General features: G+C 53.4%; 15 protein-coding genes and 1 pseudogene. 11 read left to right on the top strand and 5 right to left on the bottom strand.

Features of this window, described 5'->3' with window-relative positions; genetic code table 11:
* Window positions 1-21 precede the first annotated feature (21 nt).
* From atpD to glmS, 5 genes are all read left to right on the top strand, one after another.
* A complete protein-coding gene (gene atpD, locus V8J63_RS02475; RefSeq protein WP_016772406.1) occupies window positions 22-1,401 on the top strand; it encodes a F0F1 ATP synthase subunit beta in 1,380 nt (459 codons plus the stop codon).
* A gap of 45 nt (window positions 1,402-1,446) precedes the next feature.
* Window positions 1,447-1,872, top strand: coding sequence for a F0F1 ATP synthase subunit epsilon (locus V8J63_RS02470; RefSeq protein WP_016772407.1), 426 nt, complete (start codon window positions 1,447-1,449; stop codon window positions 1,870-1,872).
* 118 nt (window positions 1,873-1,990) lie between these two features.
* A complete protein-coding gene (glmU, locus tag V8J63_RS02465; RefSeq protein ID WP_336463530.1) occupies window positions 1,991-3,358 on the top strand; it encodes a bifunctional UDP-N-acetylglucosamine diphosphorylase/glucosamine-1-phosphate N-acetyltransferase GlmU in 1,368 nt (455 codons plus the stop codon).
* Between the two features lie 203 nt (window positions 3,359-3,561).
* Window positions 3,562-4,341, top strand: a complete 780-nt coding sequence (locus V8J63_RS02460) for a DeoR/GlpR family DNA-binding transcription regulator (RefSeq protein WP_336463545.1) — start codon at window positions 3,562-3,564, stop codon at window positions 4,339-4,341.
* Between the two features lie 2 nt (window positions 4,342-4,343).
* Window positions 4,344-6,176: a glutamine--fructose-6-phosphate transaminase (isomerizing) gene (gene glmS, locus V8J63_RS02455; RefSeq protein WP_336463529.1), complete on the top strand. Its 1,833-nt coding sequence runs from the start codon at window positions 4,344-4,346 to the stop codon at window positions 6,174-6,176.
* A 275-nt stretch (window positions 6,177-6,451) separates the two neighbouring features.
* Here glmS and V8J63_RS02450 read toward each other — a convergent pair whose 3' ends face one another.
* Both V8J63_RS02450 and V8J63_RS27700 read right to left on the bottom strand, forming a co-directional pair.
* Entirely contained in the window at window positions 6,452-7,555 is a 1,104-nt protein-coding gene (locus tag V8J63_RS02450) for a TnsD family Tn7-like transposition protein (protein ID WP_336463528.1), read from the bottom strand.
* A gap of 12 nt (window positions 7,556-7,567) precedes the next feature.
* Window positions 7,568-8,047 (bottom strand): annotated as a pseudogene (locus tag V8J63_RS27700) (TniQ family protein); the annotation flags it as partial.
* 675 nt (window positions 8,048-8,722) lie between these two features.
* On the opposite strand from V8J63_RS27700, the gene V8J63_RS02445 reads away from it, so the two are divergent.
* From V8J63_RS02445 to V8J63_RS02425, 5 genes are all read left to right on the top strand, one after another.
* Entirely contained in the window at window positions 8,723-9,688 is a 966-nt protein-coding gene (locus V8J63_RS02445) for a hypothetical protein (RefSeq protein ID WP_336463527.1), read from the top strand.
* 101 nt (window positions 9,689-9,789) lie between these two features.
* Window positions 9,790-11,697 (top strand): transposase, encoded by a 1,908-nt coding sequence (locus V8J63_RS02440; RefSeq protein ID WP_336463526.1) that lies wholly within the window; start codon window positions 9,790-9,792, stop codon window positions 11,695-11,697.
* Window positions 11,694-13,040 (top strand): AAA family ATPase, encoded by a 1,347-nt coding sequence (locus V8J63_RS02435; protein WP_336463525.1) that lies wholly within the window; start codon window positions 11,694-11,696, stop codon window positions 13,038-13,040. The genes V8J63_RS02440 and V8J63_RS02435 overlap by 4 nt, the downstream gene beginning before the upstream one ends.
* A gap of 68 nt (window positions 13,041-13,108) precedes the next feature.
* Complete coding sequence (locus V8J63_RS02430; protein WP_336463544.1) at window positions 13,109-13,861, top strand: SIR2 family NAD-dependent protein deacylase; 753 nt, start codon at window positions 13,109-13,111, stop codon at window positions 13,859-13,861.
* 185 nt (window positions 13,862-14,046) lie between these two features.
* Window positions 14,047-14,844 carry a TniQ family protein gene (locus V8J63_RS02425; RefSeq protein WP_336463524.1) on the top strand — a complete coding sequence of 266 codons (798 nt, stop codon included), beginning with the start codon at window positions 14,047-14,049 and terminating at the stop codon, window positions 14,842-14,844.
* Between the two features lie 366 nt (window positions 14,845-15,210).
* On the opposite strand, the gene V8J63_RS02420 is transcribed toward V8J63_RS02425, so the two are convergent.
* From V8J63_RS02420 to iteA, 3 genes are all read right to left on the bottom strand, one after another.
* Window positions 15,211-15,720, bottom strand: a complete 510-nt coding sequence (locus V8J63_RS02420) for an HAD domain-containing protein (protein ID WP_336463523.1) — start codon at window positions 15,718-15,720, stop codon at window positions 15,211-15,213.
* Window positions 15,721-15,932: 212 nt separating this feature from the next.
* On the bottom strand, window positions 15,933-18,212 hold the full coding sequence (iteS, locus tag V8J63_RS02415) for a S8 family anti-phage peptidase IteS (protein ID WP_336463522.1): 2,280 nt from the start codon (window positions 18,210-18,212) through the stop codon (window positions 15,933-15,935).
* Complete coding sequence (gene iteA / locus V8J63_RS02410) at window positions 18,163-19,341, bottom strand: anti-phage ATPase IteA (protein WP_336463521.1); 1,179 nt, start codon at window positions 19,339-19,341, stop codon at window positions 18,163-18,165. Before iteA ends, iteS begins: the two co-directional genes overlap by 50 nt.
* Before the next feature lie 188 nt (window positions 19,342-19,529).
* Here iteA and V8J63_RS02405 point away from each other — a divergent pair, with 188 nt between their 5' ends.
* Window positions 19,530-20,813, top strand: a complete 1,284-nt coding sequence (locus V8J63_RS02405) for an abortive infection family protein (protein ID WP_336463520.1) — start codon at window positions 19,530-19,532, stop codon at window positions 20,811-20,813.
* Window positions 20,814-21,108: the final 295 nt, after the last annotated feature.

The raw sequence follows: 21,108 nt of genomic DNA, 5'->3' as shown, positions 1-21,108 counted from the left end.
AAATATTCAGAGGATCCAGCTATGAGTAGCGGACGTATCGTTCAAATCATCGGCGCCGTTATCGACGTGGAATTTCCACGCGACAGCGTACCGAGCATCTACAACGCGCTGACTGTACAAAGCGCGGCCGCAACCACCCTGGAAGTTCAGCAGCAGCTGGGCGACGGCGTGGTGCGTACCATTGCGATGGGTTCCACCGAGGGCTTGAAGCGCGGTCTGGAAGTCACCGACTCTGGCGCAGCCATCTCCGTACCGGTCGGTAAAGCGACCCTGGGCCGGATCATGGACGTCCTCGGTAACCCGATCGACGAAGCTGGCCCGATCGACACCGAAGAGCGCTGGGGCATTCACCGCGCAGCACCTTCGTTCGCCGAGCAAGCAGGCGGCAACGACCTGCTGGAAACCGGCATCAAGGTTATCGACCTGGTCTGCCCGTTCGCCAAGGGCGGTAAAGTCGGTCTGTTCGGTGGTGCCGGTGTAGGCAAAACCGTAAACATGATGGAACTGATCCGTAACATCGCCATCGAGCACAGCGGTTATTCCGTGTTCGCCGGTGTGGGTGAGCGTACTCGTGAGGGTAACGACTTCTACCACGAGATGAAGGACTCCAACGTTCTGGACAAAGTGGCACTGGTTTACGGTCAGATGAACGAGCCGCCGGGAAACCGTCTGCGCGTAGCACTGACTGGCCTGACCATGGCCGAGAAGTTCCGTGACGAAGGTAACGACGTTCTGCTGTTCGTCGACAACATCTATCGTTACACCCTGGCCGGTACTGAAGTATCCGCACTGCTGGGCCGTATGCCTTCGGCAGTAGGTTACCAGCCGACCCTGGCTGAAGAGATGGGCGTTCTGCAGGAACGTATCACTTCGACCAAGGAAGGTTCGATCACCTCGATCCAAGCGGTATACGTACCTGCGGACGACTTGACCGACCCGTCGCCAGCGACCACCTTCGCCCACTTGGATGCCACCGTCGTTCTGTCCCGTGACATCGCTTCCCTGGGTATCTACCCGGCGGTAGATCCACTGGATTCGACTTCGCGCCAGCTGGACCCGAACGTGATCGGCCAGGACCACTACGACACCGCTCGCGGCGTTCAGTACGTTCTGCAGCGTTACAAAGAGCTGAAAGACATCATCGCGATCCTGGGTATGGACGAGCTGTCGGAAGCCGACAAACAGTTGGTTAACCGTGCTCGTAAGATCCAGCGCTTCTTGTCGCAGCCGTTCTTCGTGGCTGAAGTCTTCACCGGTGCTTCGGGTAAATACGTTTCCCTGAAAGACACCATTGCTGGCTTCAAAGGCATCCTCAACGGTGACTACGACCACCTGCCAGAACAAGCGTTCTACATGGTTGGCGGCATCGAAGAAGCGATCGAGAAAGCCAAGAAACTGTAATCCCGGCGCCCGGCAACGGGCGCTAATTTAGGTTGAGGCAATCAGATGGCTATGACAGTCCATTGCGATATCGTCAGCGCGGAAGGGGAAATCTTTTCCGGCCTGGTCGAGATGGTGATTGCGCACGGTGCACTGGGTGATCTTGGTATCGCTCTGGGTCACGCGCCGCTGATCACTAATCTCAAGCCGGGTCCGATCCGCCTGATCAAGCAAGGCGGGGAAGCCGAGGTGTTCTACATCTCCGGTGGTTTCCTCGAGGTTCAGCCGAACATGGTCAAGGTACTTGCCGATACCGTGCAACGTGCCGCCGACCTGGATGAAGCTCAGGCTCAGGCAGCTCTCAAGGCTGCCGAGAATGCCCTGAACGAAAAAGGCGCGGACTTCGATTACGGCGCCGCTGCCACACGTCTGGCCGAGGCTGCAGCCCAGCTGCGCACCGTCCAGCAGATCCGCAAGAAGTTTGGCGGTTAATCCGTCAGACGCTTATTGTGCGATTGATAAAAAAGGGTAGCCTCGGCTACCCTTTTTTCTTTTCCGAATTCCCACAAACCGGTCGCAGTTGCTGACCACCCAGGATTGGTAGCCAGTCATGTCTCTCGAAATCGTTATCCTCGCGGCCGGTCAAGGCACTCGCATGCGCTCGGCGCTGCCCAAAGTGCTGCACCCGATTGCCGGCAACTCCATGCTCGGCCATGTTATCCACAGCGCTCGGCAACTTGATCCACAGCGCATTCACGTGGTAATCGGTCACGGTGCCGATGTGGTGCGTGAGCGTCTGGCAGCTGATGACCTGAATTTCGTGTTGCAGGACAAGCAACTGGGCACTGGCCATGCCACCGCCCAGGCGGTGCCGTTCATTGATGCCGACACTGTGCTGATTCTTTACGGCGATGTGCCTCTGATTGAAGTGGAAACCCTGCAACGTCTGCTCAAGCATGTCGTGCCGGGCCAGATGGGTTTGCTCACTGTCGAGCTGGATGACCCGACCGGTTACGGCCGCATCGTGCGTGATGCTGACGGCAAGGTCGCGGCAATCGTCGAGCACAAAGACGCCAGCGAAGCGCAACGTGCGATCACCGAAGGCAACACCGGCATCCTCGCTGTGCCGGCCGATCGTCTGGCGGACTGGATGAGCCGCCTGTCGAACAACAATGCGCAGGGCGAGTACTACCTCACCGACGTGATCGAAATGGCGGTCAGCGATGGTCTGGTGGTTGCCACCGAACAACCGCACGACCCGATGGAAGTGCAGGGCGCCAATGATCGCAAGCAGCTCTCTGAACTGGAGCGTCATTACCAGTTGCGCGCCGGCCGTCGCCTGATGGCTCAGGGCGTGACCCTGCGTGACCCGGCGCGTTTCGATGTGCGTGGCGAAGTCAGCGTAGGCCGCGATGTGCTGATCGACATCAACGTGATCCTGGAAGGCAAGGTGATCATTGAAGACGACGTACAGATCGGCCCGAACTGCGTGATCAAGGACAGTACCCTGCGCAAAGGCGTGGTAATCAAGGCCAACAGTCATATCGAAGGTGCCATTCTCGGTGAAGGCAGCGACGCCGGTCCCTTCGCGCGTTTGCGCCCGGGCACTGTGCTTGAAGCGCGCGCCCATGTGGGTAACTTCGTTGAGCTGAAAAATGCACACATGGGCGAAGGTGCCAAGGCTGGCCATCTGACCTATCTGGGCGATGCCGAAATCGGCGCACGTACCAATATCGGTGCCGGCACCATCACCTGCAACTACGATGGCGCCAACAAGTGGAAAACCGTGTTGGGCGCTGATGTGTTCATCGGTTCCAACAACTCGCTGGTTGCCCCTGTGGATATCTCCAACGGTGCAACTACTGCTGCCGGCTCGACCATCACGCAAAATGTGGATGACGCTCAGTTGGCGGTTGGCCGAGCCCGTCAGAAGAACATTGACGGCTGGAAGCGCCCGGAAAAAATCAAGAAATCCTGATTTATCCACAACCTCCTGTGGGAGCGAGCCTGCTCGCGAATGCGGTCTGTCAGTCACGTCTTCAGTGGCTGAGACTCCCTTTCGCGAGCGGGCTCGCTCCCACAGTCATTTCAAACTTTCTGAATTTTTCTCTTCGTGTCTTGACGGCAACCTTTCGATAGAGTTTCATTGCTTGCGTTATCTTTCGAATCGAAACTTAAGCCATCATGTCCAAACGCAATACTCCTCAGCGTCGTCATAACATCCTCGCCTTGCTCAATGAGCAGGGCGAAGTCAGTGTGGATGAGCTGGCCAAGCGTTTCGAAACTTCGGAAGTTACGATTCGCAAGGATCTCGCGGCGCTGGAAACCCATGGTCTGTTGCTGCGTCGTTACGGCGGTGCGATCACCATGCCGCAAGAGCTGGTCGCAGAAACGGCGCAGAGTATTTCCAAGTACAAGCAGGCAATCGCCCGCGCGGCGGTCAAACGCATCCGCGAGCACGCGCGCATCATCATCGACAGCGGCAGCACCACCGCCGCGATGATTCCCGAACTGGGCCAGCAACCGGGTCTGGTGGTGATGACCAACTCGCTGCATGTCGCCAATGCCTTGAGCGAACTGGAACACGAGCCGGTGCTGCTGATGACCGGCGGCACTTGGGATCCGCACTCGGAATCCTTTCAGGGCCAGGTCGCCGAGCAAGTACTACGCTCCTACGACTTCGATCAACTATTTATCGGCGCCGACGGCATCGATCTGGTGCGCGGCACCACCACCTTCAATGAACTGCTCGGCCTCAGCCGGGTGATGGCTGACGTTGCGCGAGAAGTGATCGTCATGGTCGAGGCCGACAAGATCGGTCGCAAGATTCCCAACCTGGAGCTGCCCTGGAGCAGCATCCATACCCTCATTACCGATGATCGCCTGTCTGTCGAGGCACGCGATCAGCTTCAGGCCCGCGGGATCACTTTGATCTGTGCGGCTGTCAGTCAGGAGAAATAACCATGTGTGGCATTGTCGGCGCTGTAGCTGAACGTAATATCACCGCCATCCTTCTCGAAGGCCTGAAGCGCCTCGAATACCGCGGCTATGACAGCGCCGGTGTGGCGGTTTATACCAATGACCAGACCCTGGAACGCATGCGCCGTCCGGGCAAGGTCAGTGAGCTGGAAACCGCCCTGACCGAACAGCCGCTGGCCGGTCGTCTCGGTATCGCCCACACCCGTTGGGCGACCCATGGCGCGCCGTGCAAGCGCAATGCCCACCCGCATTTTTCCGGTGACATTGCGGTGGTGCACAACGGCATCATCGAGAACCACGAAGCTCTGCGCGAACAACTGAAAACACTGGGTTATGCGTTCAGCTCGGACACCGACACCGAAGTCATCGCGCACCTGCTGACCCACAAGCTCAAGGAACAACCGGACCTGACTGCCGCGCTCAAAGCGACCGTCAAGGAACTGCATGGCGCCTACGGTCTGGCAGTGATCAACGCACAGCAACCGGATCGTCTGGTTGCCGCGCGCAGTGGCAGTCCATTGGTGATCGGCTTGGGCCTGGGCGAGAATTTCCTCGCTTCCGACCAGTTGGCTCTGCGTCAGGTCACTGACCGCTTCATGTATTTGGAAGAAGGCGATATCGCTGAAATCCGTCGCGACAGCGTGCAGATCTGGGACGTAAACGGCAACGCTGTCGAGCGCCAGACCGTGCAGTACACCGACGGTGCCGAAGCCGCCGACAAGGGCGAGTTCCGCCACTACATGCTCAAGGAAATCCACGAGCAACCGACCGTGGTTCAGCGCACTCTCGAAGGTCGTCTGGGCAACAATCAGGTGCTGGTTGAGGCCTTCGGTCCGCAAGCCGCCGAGCTGTTCGCCAAAGTGCGCAATGTGCAGATCGTCGCCTGCGGCACCAGTTATCACGCCGGCATGGTCGCGCGCTACTGGCTCGAAGAGCTGGCCGGTATTCCGTGCCAGGTCGAAGTCGCCAGCGAATTCCGTTATCGCAAAGTGGTGGTGCAGCCAGACACGCTGTTCGTGACCATCTCACAGTCCGGTGAAACCGCTGACACCCTCGCGGCCCTGCGCAATGCCAAGGAGCTGGGCTTCCTCGCCAGCCTGGCCATCTGCAACGTCGGCATCAGCTCGCTGGTGCGTGAATCCGACCTGACCCTGTTGACCCAGGCCGGCCGCGAAATCGGTGTGGCCTCGACCAAAGCCTTCACCACGCAACTGGTTGGCCTGTTGCTGCTGACTCTATCGCTGGGTCAGGTGCGCGGCACTCTGGCTAACGGCGTCGAAGCCACACTCGTCGAAGAACTGCGTCGCCTGCCGACCTGTCTCGGCGAAGCGCTGGCGATGGACAGCACCGTGGAAAAAATCGCCGAGCTGTTCGCCGAGAAAAACCACACCCTGTTCCTCGGCCGTGGTGCGCAATTCCCGGTCGCGATGGAAGGTGCCTTGAAACTCAAGGAAATCTCCTACATCCACGCCGAGGCCTACCCGGCCGGCGAGCTCAAGCACGGCCCGCTGGCACTTGTGGATAACGACATGCCGGTGGTCACTGTCGCGCCGAACAACGAACTGCTGGAAAAGCTCAAATCCAACCTGCAGGAAGTCCGCGCTCGCGGCGGAGAGTTGATCGTGTTCGCGGATGAGAAGGCTGCGATGACCAACGGCGAAGGTACCCACGTGGTGCAAATGCCGCACATCCACGACATTCTCTCGCCGATCCTTTATACGATCCCGTTGCAACTGTTGTCGTACTACGTCGCCGTGCTCAAGGGCACCGACGTCGATCAACCGCGCAACCTGGCGAAATCGGTGACCGTGGAATAAGTTATCCACCGTTGATCTAAGCTCTGGATTTAGAGAATTAAAACTGTCGCAAGAGCCGGTCTGATCTGTTCTACCGTCTCTTGCGATGCTTCCCGCCTCCGTATCCTCACATCCTGTTCACCACACAGGACTGCTCAGTGCTGTTGGCAATGCTGATCTCCTTGAACGCTTCAGTCGCTTACGGAGCGACAATCTCCTCATTTGTCAGTGAGGTGCTGTCATACCAAGTGGTTGTGTCAGTCAAAAGATTGCTTGTCGCGCAATCTTGGGAAAAACTACTTCGTAATTTCGGTGAGAAGTTTTCTCGTCTTAGGATAACGTGATCTTTTCTCCAGCGAAGAGAATAGATTAGGTACCAGTTGGTAGAGGTCGCACTTACGGAATTTCTTCAAGTCTGAAGACGCTGTTGTCAATAACTGATTAATCAGTGAACAAAAATTCTCATCGCGTGCATCCCAGTCAATGGTCACATGGTTTCCGCATCTACCACTTGGTAGTGCAGCTGTCTGTGAAAATAACCAAGATCGGTCATTTCTATAGAGCCAAGCGTAAATGTCTGGAGCTAAGTTTTTAATAGTCTTCGCGCTGGCACCGGGATAATTACGAACTTTTCCACTCCAGATGGTTCTCTTTTCGTCAAGTTTGTTTAGGTAAGATTTATTGATAAACTTTTTCTTGATGTCTGGGTTTAAACGCAGAAGCCGATTAACTGTACATGTAGATATATTAAAACTTGAACATATCTCTTTTTTTGTGGAGCCATTCAAAAGCGCGTTAAGAATTTCTATCTTCAGATCATTAAATATTTTTTTTGGTCTTGGAGCGCCCATTTTTCTTTCGGCTTTTGGAAGTCGCTCATCGATAGTTTGAGAAAGTCTCAGTGACTTTAGATTTCGAACTTTTGGGGTTTCCTGTCGCTTTATTAACTGTTTATAAGCGTCTAGGAATAACTCTAAGCATCCAAACAGCCACGAAATCAGAACCAGATGCTTTAGTGGGTGGCAGTAACCACGGGGCTTTCGTGTCATTTGGGAAATGAACCCTATCGCATGCTGCCGATCGCAAGGCAATGCGGAGAAAGGTGGAAAGGGTTCCAGCATTGAACAGTACTCAGCAAAGCGGTCGCCAGCAGCCACGCACGCCTTCTTGGAGGTGCCTAGATTGCTGAAAGCCTCCTTGTAGACTTGGACAACTTTACTGAGATCAAACTGGCTGTTGATGCCCAATCTGTACAGTGCCACCGAAGAGTTAGAGATGGTCTGGAGTGTGGTAAGCGTTGAATGGTCAGTGGTCGCTTTGCCCATTTCCGCAAGAACGGGTTCATCCGGGAGAATCCACCGAAAGCTCCTGGACCACTGCCTGTTCTCTGTAGATTCCATCAATAATAATCCATGAATTGGACATGTGATTACACCCGGAAGCTGATGGGATAGATGCCAGTACGTGGTCCCATGGACTGATCGATCAGCAGTCATACATTTAGCGCAGGCCTTTAGCGGGTGTGCTCCACCGAACCGGCCAGTCACAAGTCCAAGTTTATATTTGCAAGAGCCTATTCTGGGGCCAAGCAACGCGTCCTTCAGTGCCTGTACATGTTCAGATGACTGGAATGGAAAGAATATAGGTGAGATTGTATGTTCACAGATTATTTTCTCCGGGCTGCCCCAAGCAAGCATTGCATCCTTATTCAACAGGTTGAGGTTGTGGGGGAAATCGTGTGCGAACGATTTCGCGAGATCTCCTAACAGCAGTCTCAGCGTATCGTCGGTCGACTGGTCGCCCAAAAAACAATGCTGCCGGCTACAGAGGCTGTAAAAGCATTCATCTGGTAACCAATTTAGGAAAGGAGTTTTCTTGCCGGTGAGGTTCATCTACGTGACCCCAAATAAGACAAAATAGTCCTTCGGGCCGTGAGTGCAAAGGTCTAAAAGTTATTAGGAAAAGGATTAATAGGAGTTCCTGTTAATAACCATGAAAAGATGCCTTTTGTGCCACTCAAAACGCCCACAATTTTCGTAGGGGACCGGAATCTTGTGTACGCTCCGCGTAGGTAGAGATTTATTTGGGTGGGGGCATGACGAGTTTGCAATGGTTGATGCGCAAAGTTGTTGTCAGCCAGGAATTCCCGGCGTTAACATATTCTTTTTTATCAAACTGGTAGCGAATAACGCAATGCGCTCTCGATGACCTAATCAGGCCTCGACGGTGGGCGGATTCTCAATCGGCGACGCTTAAGGTAGGCATATCGAAAGAATTTCATACGACAGCTATCAAAAACGAGAGAGCTGAAAGTCAGTAGACAAGGGCCCAAGTAACGAGCTTGGGCCCCTGTGGATAAGTCAGATAAGCACCCTGACTCTTCCATTGTCTATTCCTTGCATGCGAGACGTCAAGCCTCGCACGGCATCACTCATCCACAAGAAACTGCGCGTTATCCACAGTCAGACGCGTGGTTACCTCCCGCATGATAAGGGTTTCGCTGATGCGCCTGTTGTTATCCCCAACAAGCGCGACACTGAAATCCCAGATGAAATTGGAATGCTTGGATGAAACCGCAGGATAGATTCGCCCTCATCATGGACCGGCAGAGTGGGTTCGAATGGGGTGGGGAATACCTACCATCGACATTGGCGGTTCCCCGCGAGGCGCCGAAGGGGTCTCGAATCAGCAGGCTGCACAGCCGAAAGCTGAGACGCACGATTCACCTCCTTTCGCGGCCGGAGAAGATATTTACGCAACTGGCCCTCTACCACCCTGACTTGTTTGAGTTGCATGAGCAGAAAATGCTCTGGCCTGTTAATGCAGGTCATCCATTACGAGGACACCCTTTAACGAAGGGGACCTTCCTGCCCCCTCTGCGCGGCACTGTCGATATCGCGATGGACATCGGGTTTAAGCATCATGCAATCGTAGTAGAAGATGCTTGTGGCGACAGGCGCAAAATCCCGTATCCCTATCAGGGCGATCTTCTGCTGTACCTCCGCAACAGTCGAGGGGAGCCTTTCGCCGTCAACTGGACTGTCAAGGACCAGGTCGCGGCGTTTCGTGAGCGCCGCAGTACATCCCCGAAGACTCCTGTACAACAGCGGAGAGATCGCGAGTACGCCGAGCTCAGGGGGGAGCTAGAGCGGCGATATTACGCAAGCGCTGGCATCCGAACGGTTGAGGTTTCCTGCGACCTGGTACCGCCCACGATCCAAGCGAACCTAAATCTTCTATTCGGAATGCACGATCTTGATTTTTCGCTTGAGGCCGCTCTGTTGGAGGATTTCAGCGGCGCTGTGACTGATGCTGTCCATGCAGGAAAACCTGTTGCTTATGTGGTGTTTGAGCACAGCGCACGTTGGGGATACCGAGATCAATTCTTCGCGAAGATTTACCAAGATATTTGGGATCGAAAGCTCCTCGTCGATTTCAACGAGCCTATTCACGTTGATCAACCGTTCGTTACCGGAGGCTGCGATCTGCTTCGTGAGTTCAGCGCTTTTTTCGAAGACGCGGCACCATCATGAGGACGGGGTCGAGAATTGTCGCCCCAGAGGGGTTTCTCAACCTCGCACAAGGCACTGTTTACCACTTCTTGGTCAGCGACGGCAGACGAAACCGTGTTCGGTTGGTCGAATTCAAGGACAACGGAAAAAGTATCAGTACTCACCTGGTTCAGCTTAGTCGGATCTACTTTGAGGAAGCTGTCGAGAATGGATGGCTGTTGGAGGATGGCGAGGCCGATTCGACTCCTCCTTGGCTGATACCGATTGAAGGTGTAGCCATCGACTGTCTGGAAGACCGTCGGGTCTCTACGAAGGAAAGTTATGAGCAGAAGGTGAACAAGCGCTTTGCTGCAATCTCAAGCCTGATCGCTCGCCGGGACGAGATATTGGGGAGCGATGATCCTGACGGGCTCATAAACGCCCACGCCAAATCTCAGCGACCCCATCAGAACGCAGCCAGAATAAGGCTCTGGTTCTATTCCTATGTAGTTTTCGGCCAGACCAAATGGTCCTTGATGCCATCTCTTCACCGGATTGGGGCGTGGAATCGAGAGGGGCCTAGCCTAACAAAGAAGCTCGGCCGGCCCTCGCGTAAGGGGAAACGGCATGGTTATCGTTGCGATGTAGTCATGCAGCAACAGATTTTAAAAGGCTTTCTGAATTATAAATCTCCTCACAAAACTCAGAACAAAATTTACAGTGAAATTCTCACGAAGGAGTTTGGTTGTGTCTCTATCAAACAGCACGATGCTGCAGTGGAATACAAGCACCCTAAGGGAAAACCTTTTCCTTCCTTTCCACAGTTTAGGTATTGGATTTCCAAACTGATTAGTGCGAAAGATCTTCGTATCGCATTAAAAGGAAAGCATCGCGCGCGCGCACAATCAGGTTCTGAAGGAAGTTTTGCTGACAATCTTATTAATGTGAATCAGCGCATAGAATTTGACGGTTACAATATTACCGAAAAGCTTTCTGGTTTGACTGAAGGTAGTGCGGTAGACGGCTTCTGCGTCGTACGAGCTTTGTGTGCGCTATCTGGGATGGTACTGGGGATTGGTTTTTCAGAAGGCAAGGAAAATATGGCCGCTTATCGCATGGCGATCTACTCCATGGCCTGCAACAAGGTCAAATTGTGCGAGCAGTATGGAGTAGAGATCAGCGCGGAAGAATGGCCAAGTGCCGGCTTGTCAGGCGACATGGTGCTGGATAGAGGTCCTGCTGCACACTACGAAGTTGAACCAGAGATTCACTGGTTAAAGTCGGTAGAGCTAACACCTGTCTATTCAGGACAATCCAAAGCCTCCATTGAATCCTCACACCCGAGAAACAGGAAAACGCTTGAACAGCCTACCTATGTGCACAGCAAGCTTGATTTCGTGCAGATGGCCAAGCGTGAGATCGTTCGGGTGCTGAAGGATAACCACACCTCCGACGCTCAGCTACGCATGGACGAGGAGATGATTCTAGCTGGAGTTAAGCCGACGCCACATGACATCTACAGTTATTGGAGCATGCGTGGTCGAGACTCCTCAATCGGCGTTCCTTTCGATGTGGCGGTAAGGGAGTTTCTCGACGAGCGACCCGCTGCAATAAGAAAAGATGGCGTTTATTTTTACGGGCGGAAATATAGATCCCATGCATTGGTAGAAACTGGAGTATTTGATCTAGTAGCTCAGAAAGGCGTCATTAAAACTTCAGTTTATGTTTTGGTCATGTGCGTTCGTCACATATGGATCGAAGTTAAAGGGATATTGTATGAGTTAGATTATGTGAGAACAGCGCGTACCTTGCAGGGCACGATCGATATCTCGCTACGCGATCTGCAGGATATCGACAAAATGCGGAGAGAATCTGCCGCTGATCTTCGAGACGAGCGGCCTGCCCACGAGCAACTTTTCGAGGACCGATTCAAACTGAACACAGGCGAGGATTGGGACGCTGGTGAGCGGATACTAGGACGGCCATCGAAAGGCGGTGCTGCCCTTCGCGACACCGCCGATTACAATCGCTTCAGAGGGGTTACGAAATGAACAGAACCATCGAAACTCGTTTCGACGGTTATATGGACATTGAAAACATCCGTAAACGAGTTCTCATTCGTCCGGAGCCTGTAGCGAATTTGGAGGCGCTTCCCCCCTCGCTCGCCGCTGATCATCTCGCCGAGAGGCTAAAGGAGATTTACCTCCCTAACGCATTCTCTCTCAATTTTATTCATGAAATGGCCGGCCTGGCGTATCTGCACAACCTTAGAGTGTTCAGCAGTGAGGTTGAGTACGCCGCAAGAATCTTCAAGCCTCCTGAGGTGGAGGTTTTACCGATCTGCCTTACCGGCTTGGCGGGCGTTGGTAAGAGCCAGACAATTGCTGCTCTGCGTAGGGCTCTGCCTCCACCGATAGAGATGGCTTGCGATCTATATCAAGGCATCGTTGAGCTGACTTCTCTTTGGTATGCGAGTGCCCGCGGCAAAGCGAGTGGCAAGCAGCTTCTCCTAGATTTCGTGCACGGTAGCGGCCATGACGGGCGCGGTGGCAACCTGGCTAAGCTGCTGGTTGAGTGCCGTCGGCGCGCCAACCGGGACGGTGTTTCAATGGTTGTCCTAGAGGAAACTCAGCACATCAATACCGGTATGGGCGCTTCCAAGGTGACCGACATCTTGCTGACGATGGCAGCCATTGGACCGCCGATGATCTTTGTGTCCAATTACAGTCTCGTGCACAAGCTGCTTCGTCGTAACAGCGAGGATAAGCAAAGGTTGCTTTCCGAACCACGGATCATGCTGCCCGAAGATCCGAAGAGCCAAGATTGGTCTGACTATGTGCGCGAGTGCGTGAGGGTTAGCGGCGGCCGTGTCAAAGCAAGCAATGAGAAGTTTGCGGCTGAGCTTTACCGCTCCACCTTCGGCATCAAGCGACTCGCTGTGCAGCTCATAAAGCTCGCTTACATCGAATGCCGTTCTGCCGAAAGGAATCGGATTGAGGTCGAAGACCTGCACAAGGCATACAGGTCCAGCGCATACACGAGCAACGCCAGGGATGTTGAAGATCTGCAACTGCAAGTCATCAACAACGGAACCAGCCGAACAAATCGCGACCTGCACTGCCCATTTGAGTTGCCAGTTGAGTTTAAGTCGAACGTGGTGAGCTTCGCTCGGGCAGATCGCGACCAGCGTGTACAGGCGAGGGTTTTTGATTCGTCGATTACCGAGACGGAGCGCTCAGTGCTGGAGCGTATGGCCTTGCCCGAAGAGAAAACTCTAGCCAAACCTACCCGACGAGCACCTATACCTATGGCGACAGACGAGGATCTCAAAAAATCGTTTCGTCACTACATGAAGTCGCATTCGCCGCCATCAGGTCCTGGGAAACCGAAGTAAATAGTCCGATTGAGGACTCCCAGTAAGATTGAAACGAGCGCAGCAGGAGAGGACCTTGTCCAGTGGAAATGCAACGAGCTGTAGACGCGATTCTTTCGGCCAAAAAGATAGCTTTCTTCACTGGCGCGGGTATCTCCGAAAAAAGCGGAATCCCCACCTTCCGCGACAAGCTGACCGGATTATGGGAAAAGCATGATCCACAACGTCTGGAGACTGCGAGCGCTTTCCGCGAAAACCCGGCTCTTGTATGGGGCTGGTACCTCTGGCGACGCCGGCAGGTCAGCTTAGCTGTGCCCAACTCAGCGCACCTCTCCATTCTTCGGTTCGCTAGCGCCGGTTGGGAAGTCTCTGTCATCACTCAGAATATTGACGACTTGCACGAGCGAGCTGGCTCAAAGAACGTGGTCCACCTTCATGGCAGTTTAATGAACGTGAAATGCTTTGGCTGTCACCGCCCATTTGAGTTGGCGCCTGAGCAGCTTCAAATTGCTGAAGAAGGACAACTGATTGAGCCTCCCCGATGTGCTCGCTGCAACGGCAGGCTTCGACCGGGAATTGTCTGGTTCAAGGAGAATTTGCCCGAGGTTGCTTGGCGATCAGCTGTTCGACTTGTGAGGGAATGCGATTTACTGATTTCTGTTGGCACTTCCGGTGTTGTCATGCCGGCAGCGAGCATTCCAGAGAGAGCTTTGGCTGCAGGGGCGGCAGTGATCCATGTAAATTTGGAAGACGTGGGATTAGAGGGAGCGAATGAGATTATGTTGATAGGTGATGCCGGGGAAGTATTACTAACGCTGCTTAAAATGATAGGGGTCGACTGAGTCTTTCAAGCGATATCGCCACGCAAAGGTACATAGCGAAAACAGAAGAATAGCTTGGCACTAGGCGGACGCCAAACGGGATTATCACCCGTGCCTATTACTTAAAGAATTTCTCCCCTGAATTCAACGCCATCTGAACATTAAAAACAGTCACCATTTGAAGGGACCTATCCTTTACCTTCGAAATGCTGGCCCTCTCCTTTAGACTATTTGGCCTATCGACATTGCAACTATCTTCTACGATGCTTCCTCAGATACAGACCGATGAATCGCTTACCTCCTATGTGAGACGTAGTCTCTTTCTAAACCAGCTCGGAGCGGGTATGGAGGCCTTTAAGCAATTAACAACATTTCCAGACCTCCGCAATACTGAGGTTAAAATAATCGCTTCTGCTTTGGGGTGGCCAGGTTGTTACGGGTTTAATCGACTGATTCATAATCATACGCTGAATGCTGTCGATTACATATTCAAGAGCAACCAAGACTTTTCATACTCACAAAAGCAGTACATTCGAGACGATGTAAGATTCTGTGAATGGAAGGCTTCGTTCTGTCCTGACTGTGTGAGAGATGACCTCAAAAAATTGGGATACTCATATTGGAGACGTTTCAGCACTCCTTTCATCACTGTATGCTACAAGCACAACACGGTGCTAATGGAGCGTTGTCCATTCTGTAATAAAGTCTTTTCGCAAACCGCGCACCCATTAGATGTAATGTGGCAGGGTTGCAGAGGGAATTATCTCAATGAAGCTATTTCATTACCTAACGATGATCCGTTAGCGTTACGACACGCAGTGATGGTTCATGAGATTTGCTCCTCGCCTTATTACCTGTCCTATGAGGGAATGATTCATTCTCTGCGTGATAAGGCTGCATCTGTGATTCAAAATCTTTCAGGGGAGTCAGCTCGACAAATGAATTTTTTGCATTACCAAATGGATGCTTTGCAAGATTCTCTGAATATTTTTTGTCAAGATTAACAATGCGAGCAGGCACGATGAATCAAAGCTAGGATTAACTAAAATCATCGCGAAAATCTATGGGGGATTTAGTGATGTATTAGGAGATTTGAGAGCGCATGAGTTTGAATTCAGATCTATTGACTCACTGTGGAGTACTTACCAGTCGGGAGGAATAGAAACTGCTAATTTTGTGGAAGAGGATTATATAAATGGTCTAGGATACTGGTCTTGCCCAAATCCTTGCCAATGGTCGAAATCGGATCACAGCACTGATCACCATGAAACAAAGATATCTAGACGATATAAGTGTTGCAACTTGATAGCCTCGTAGGCAGCGCCTTGGAAACTCCATATACAATATACAACTGAGTCCTCCCTTAATAATTAGTTAGTGGACATCTCTTTCAGCGAATTAATCAGTGCCTGCAGTGTGTGCGTGTCGCTTAAACCTAGCCTCGGATCACATGCCACCAAGCGGTAGCGGGCGGTAGAGGCCCATCCTGCTGGGTCATCATCCAACGAAACCCAGTTGGCAAGCTGAGCTCTGGCAGCATAGCGGCTGATTTGATCGTATCGTGTGCGTCCATCCCATTTGTTATCACCTAACCAGTCTTTAGCCATCGAGCTGTGCCACGTCGCGCCTGCCACTCGCACCGCTAGTTCTGGGGGTAAGAAGCTCACGGCTCGTTTGAAACCTAAGTGACGGACCCAGCTTGTGCTCAAGACAAGGGAAACCATGGGAAATTCGTTCAGGATTTCGATGAGCGCAGGGGCCCACATAAAAAGCTCGCCTTCCGCACGTAAGGTCGGGCCATTGCGAGTTAGGTATACCGCGTCCGGGTGAAGTACTCCGTCAAAGTCCAGAAAGAGCACCTGATCCTTTATGGCTGGCATGCAGGCCTCCTCGGTTTGGCAGTGTCTAGAGAAAACGAGCGGAAGCACTGGATGATAGATCGTACTGATCTCACCTCCAAATTTTCGCTTGTTGTCCCATGGAAACGGCGCAGGATTTGGGCTAGCTCTTTCTGTCAGTAAAGCCTGTTACGTGCTCGATGCAGACCTCTGGTTGAGCAGCGCCGCCGCCAACTGGCGACGGCAACAAGATCCTATACACGGATAGGTACTCGCACAGGAAGCGGGGTGTGGACCCAGTTACATTGGCTCAAAGCCCGTAGCCCTGCAGTCCGAACCATTGGATCTCCATCAAGCGATCGCAATGTCACAATGATATTAACCGGCAAGGCTTCTGTTAGCTCTGGTTCGTATGCGCGCAGGCGAGCTTTAGCCTGTAGACCCCATTGTTGGACGGCCGCGCCATTGGGGAATTTCGTACGATGAACTTTCACTGGTGACCACTTGCTACCAGAGGATATCTGGGCGATTTCGTATCCGCTTTGACCCTCTTCACTTTCCATCGGAACCATGCCTTTGATGGTGTCCCCACTAACTGCTCCGAAGCTCAACTCAACGTTGGCGCGGACGTATTCACTGCCGGCGTTAGGATCGAGCGGCGGGGCATAGCCCACTGTTATGATGACCTCCCCACGGAACTTGCCATCCTGGATCAATACGTCCGGAATTGGGTAAGGGGTTTTTCGCCACCGCATGTTTCCCGGCACAAGGTTGGCTTGGAAGACCAATGTGAAACTGTCATCGGAATCGTAAAGCGCTTTCAGGACATCACCAGGTCGTCCGGCACCCAAATAGCGCCGATGGTAGGAGTCATAGTCAGGTGAGGAAAGTTGTGCCGCGTGAATCATTAATGCCTTGACCAGTTCAGGCGAAGGGTTGAGCGTCGGACGGCCCATCAATGCCTGCCAAGCATGAGCGGCCATGCATGATGCGAGCGGTGCTGCGTAACTGGTGCCAAACCCATAGCGCAGCATATTGTCAGGACCCAGGATTTTGAGGCTGGCCAAGCCTGCGTCCCAAGGTGCATGGACACCTCCGCCTACATGGCTGATGTCAGGCTTGGGAGTGAAAACTGGTCCTGGGCCACACCGCGAATATGGCGCGGGATGGCCGGCGGCACTGAGAGCGTCAGCTGCGTCGATGTGGGACACAGATCCAACAGTCAAAGCTCGAACTGACTCCCCTGGGCAGCTCACTCTGTCCGCGAGGGTGGACGGAGTTTTCCACTGGCGACGTGGAAGGTCGTTGTAATTGCCCGCCGCCACGACGAAAAGAACTTGGTATTTGTCGCTCAATTGGTCCAGCGTCATTGCGAAATCGCTGAAAAGGCTGTCGTCGCAGGGCTCACCGCCAATCGAGATATTCCAAATCTTCACGTCGGGTCGGCGTTGCACGGCAGATTGGAGGCGCAGCTCCAGATCACACATGTTTGAGCCAGATACTTCCAATGCGCAGACGTCATGGACCAATGCTGGCGTTGTCGGAAGCCAGGCATGTTTATCGTTGAAGTGAGCGCCGCCGGCGACAAGCGAGGCTACAGCTGTCCCGTGCTCATAGTTGGTGTCGGGGGGCAGGACATAGATGTCCCGAGATTGGACGTAGTGCTCGATGTGCTTTGCGCCTTTGCTCACACCCGTATCGAAAACAGCTACGGTGGGAAGGCTTATGGGCTGCTCGGTGGGTTGGGTCTGGCTAACGGACGCTACGCTTTGGGGCGACAGCACTGTGGTCCGTGGGTGGAACAACTTTTCTGCGTAAATTGACCGGATGCCAGGAAAATCCAAGATCAGTTCCAGCGCATCGCCTTGAATCTTGTCGAGATCCTGAATTCCAATTATAGGCAGACCACGCCCTTGCTCGATCTCGATAAATGGCAGCGCTAGAGACTTCAGAATGCTCACCACCGTCTCGTAGTTGAAAGCGTTGAAGCTGGCATGCTGGTACTGGAACAGTCTAAGTACCGCACGCCCATTCTCCAGAAGTCGTGTGCTGCCCTCAGGGTTTCTTCGATGGCGATCCCAAGGCTGAATAGCTTCGATCGCACTCAAATTGCTGCGAATTTTCTTCGTGTTGCGTTGGAGGATTACCCGGTTCAACGCGTTCAGACTGTGTAGGGAAGCGCCGACCAGCATTTCATCAATTTGCGCGTGGCCAGCTGGCTGCAGGCTTGCCTCCTCGGCAAGTACGATGGGCCGGTGGGTTTTCGCGATCCCTTTTTCCCGCAGTTTAAGAACGAGGTGCGTCAACGCCTGAGGGTGAAGCACCTGCTCACGAGATAGCACTGAGCTGGCGTCCGACAGTGACTTCGAAAGCGCATGGCGGTAAGCAGCATCGACTACGACGAGTTCTTTGCCGCCCCCGCCACCATTGCTTTCAATGGACGAAAGGTCTTTGGGTTGAAATGGGACATGTAGAAAGGGATTTTCAACCCTCGCATTCAGCTGTTGTTGCGTGGGTATGTTCTTGCGGGCCACTGCCGATCTCCTCCTTGAGGATCTTCGTAATTTGCCTAGTCGACAGGTCGTACAGCCTCCCCAATGTTCTTAGGGAGAAGTACTTTGGTGCCCATCCATTAAGCCACCGAATTTCTGACTCGATAGTAGATAGCACTCGGCCACCGGTGAGCGCAAGATTTAAACCAAGACGGCGGAATAGTTGATTCTCGTCAACCCCGAGCGCATTCGATAAAACAGCTGCTCGCTTTGTATCGAGGCATACCTGCTCTATGTTTGCGCCCGTAATTCCATCCGACAGTTGAGCGAGAATATCTAGATCCAAAGTCTCTGAGCTGAATGGCTCTAGGTATTGTTTCCAGAGCAACTTTCGCAGTCCCAAGTCTGGCTCTGCCATGGGGATACGAAAGCTGAAGCGGCGCCATATGGCCGGGTCCAACAACTGATCGTGGTTGGTAGCAGCCACTAGGATGGTGCTTTCTGGAATCGCATCGATGTTCTGCAACAGGGCAATAACCACTCGCTGCAGCTCACCGACATCCCGCTCATTGCCTCGAGCACCTGCTAGCGCATCGAACTCGTCCAAAAACAGTACACAGGGTCGCTGTTGAGAGAATTCGAACACGCGCCTTAGGTTGCGGCTGGTCTGCCCCAACAGACTACTCACCAGGGTGTCACAGCGGACGGTCAGCAAAGGGAGTTCGAGGCGGCCGGCGATGTAGCGGGCGAGCCTGGTTTTTCCGGTACCGGGTGGGCCGTAGGTCAGCAAGCGGCTAGGCATGGCTGCACCTACCCGAGCGAGGTCATCGTATCGATGGATGTTCAATAAAAATTCTTGGACTCGGCTCTCCACCGCACTGGGTAGCAGTAGTGATTCCTTATCGAGTGCGGGATTGCTCACGTCCACCGTATGCAGGTGACTTTCGCCGTCTGTCGGCAGGTTTGAGAAGCTGAAACCCTGTGCAGCATCTTGGGCGCTGGCGAGCGCTGTGGGGGCCCTAGCCAGTCGCTCCCTGATCATACGGGCCTGTTTTTTGTCGCCGTCGCTCTCCAGTTTGTCTGCCAGTAGGCCGGCATAATTCGAGGCCATGCTGGCATTCGCCTTGAGAGCTCCGTCCAGGATCTTCAAGATTTCTGAGAGGTATTCCACGGAATGATTCGCTCAAAGGGTTATCTGTTTCGGATTTTGGCGAGAGTGTAGCGTATCTGTACAGAATCGTTTCGCTTTCCTTAGGTTCTGATTCACTAATGCGACTAACTGACTCAGAGACCTTCACGACGAGCACTCGCATTCTTTGTGAACTGGTGAAGATGTCTAATAACTGACTACGATGATTAGTGGAACCGGCGTTTTTTGAGGGGCGTATGGAGCGAAACGAGCAAATCGAGCCTCTTTTGGCGACTGTGCATACGCTTCTGCGAGCGGAGGGAGCGGATGATGCGGCTGATGTCGTGCGGGGTTATCCAGTCAAGGTGGAGCAGTCGGGATTCGATAACTGGAATGGCGGTACCAACTATTGGGTCATCCAGTTCAGCATGCCTGCGTCGGATTACGCCCGTCTCGGTGCAAGAAAAAGTCAGGTTGAGGAGCAAATCACCGACAGGCTCCGGGCCGTTTCGCAGTTTGAGGAGAACGATTGCTATACCGCTGTGATTATCCCTGACAGGGAGTTTCGGTCTGACTGGCGATCTGGTCAGTCCAGTCTTCCGAAAAAGGTGCGTCAGAACATCCTGGACGGCCTCCAGCTTGACGACGTGCAGTGGTACGGACGGATGAATGACGTTGAGTTCTTGAGCCGGCTTTATGAGCTTGAAAAATTACCTTCCACTGATGGTCGCTACAAAGATGCAGCAGGCGACATCTGGCAGCATCGATGCAACAACGAGGACTGGGAGAGCGGTTGGATTTACAACGACAGCCGTTTTCAACTTGTCGATGGCGGCGCAGAGGTTTTCTTGCGATTCCTGTGTGAAATGGTTCATCCCTTGGTGCGTCCTGACCGAGAGGAGGCACTCAAGCTCGTTAATCAATTCAACGATCAGCTCAAGGGGGCAGGGTGGGAGCTGTTCCAAGAGGAATTGATTGCAGGACGTCCCCGCTTTGCTTTCCGGTCTGTGGAGAACAACGCTTCCAGGTCAGTACTGCGCGCCAAGGCCGTAGCGGACGCGTTGAACGCAGGATGGATGGCCAAACAGATCGAACGGGTAGAACAGGCAGTAGATAGTGATCCAGAGTTGGCGATTGGGACGGCCAAGGAGCTGGTGGAGACCTGCTGCAAATCCATTCTCACCAAGCGCGGCATTGCTTTCACCAAGTCAGAAGACTTAGGCGATTTGACAAAGAAGCTCACGAAAGCTCTGCAACTTGTACCCGAAGGCGTTAGCGAAGCCGCCAAGGGCGCGGAGAACATCCGGTTGATCCTACGTAATTTGACTCAAATTACGAGCAATCTGGCGCAATTGAGAGGCTTGTACGGCACTGGACATGGCAAGGAGGGGCAATATCGCGGCCTTCAGTCGAGACATGCTCGTCTAGCCGTCGCCTCTGCAGTGGCCTTTATCGATTTTGTATCCGAGACCCATCAATACCGGGAACATTCGGAAGGCGACAAGAAGGCTTGAGGATCTCCTCAGCGCATTTTCAGCACGCGGAGAAGCGTCTAGGAAACCGGGCTTATCGGACCCAGAATCTCTGGCTGCTTTGTCAACGTTGCACCAGATCACCCGAGAAGTCGGGCGCTTTTTAGAGAAAAACGACGTTCTGATCACAGCGATGCTGACGCGCTTGACCGCGCCCATCGGCGAGTCCGCAATGAGGGTTCGGGACGTAGTTGAGTTGTGCTTGGGCTAAAAGAGAGTGGCTGTTTGACCTGACCAGTTGCCTTGTATTGGACTGATGATCACAAAGGTTGGAGGA

It is taken from the genome of Pseudomonas sp. CCNWLW23, from assembly GCF_037095675.1.
In the GTDB taxonomy this organism is placed as follows: Bacteria; Pseudomonadota; Gammaproteobacteria; order Pseudomonadales; family Pseudomonadaceae; genus Aquipseudomonas; species Aquipseudomonas atacamensis.
The sequence above is the reverse complement of the archived record's forward strand: the minus strand, read 5'-3'. Positions and strand labels throughout refer to the sequence as shown.

Excerpts from the sequence above, each read along its gene's own strand:
- V8J63_RS02445 (WP_336463527.1), top strand. The coding sequence starts at position 8,723 with ATGAAACCGCAGGATAGATTCGCCCTCATCATGGACCGGCAGAGTGGG.
- V8J63_RS02435 (WP_336463525.1), top strand. The coding sequence starts at position 11,694 with ATGAACAGAACCATCGAAACTCGTTTCGACGGTTATATGGACATTGAA.
- atpD (WP_016772406.1), top strand. The coding sequence starts at position 22 with ATGAGTAGCGGACGTATCGTTCAAATCATCGGCGCCGTTATCGACGTG.
- V8J63_RS02430 (WP_336463544.1), top strand. The coding sequence starts at position 13,109 with ATGCAACGAGCTGTAGACGCGATTCTTTCGGCCAAAAAGATAGCTTTC.
- glmU (WP_336463530.1), top strand. The coding sequence starts at position 1,991 with ATGTCTCTCGAAATCGTTATCCTCGCGGCCGGTCAAGGCACTCGCATG.
- V8J63_RS02450 (WP_336463528.1), bottom strand. The coding sequence starts at position 7,555 with ATGGAATCTACAGAGAACAGGCAGTGGTCCAGGAGCTTTCGGTGGATT.
- V8J63_RS02470 (WP_016772407.1), top strand. The coding sequence starts at position 1,447 with ATGGCTATGACAGTCCATTGCGATATCGTCAGCGCGGAAGGGGAAATC.
- V8J63_RS02420 (WP_336463523.1), bottom strand. The coding sequence starts at position 15,720 with ATGCCAGCCATAAAGGATCAGGTGCTCTTTCTGGACTTTGACGGAGTA.
- glmS (WP_336463529.1), top strand. The coding sequence starts at position 4,344 with ATGTGTGGCATTGTCGGCGCTGTAGCTGAACGTAATATCACCGCCATC.
- V8J63_RS02425 (WP_336463524.1), top strand. The coding sequence starts at position 14,047 with ATGCTGGCCCTCTCCTTTAGACTATTTGGCCTATCGACATTGCAACTA.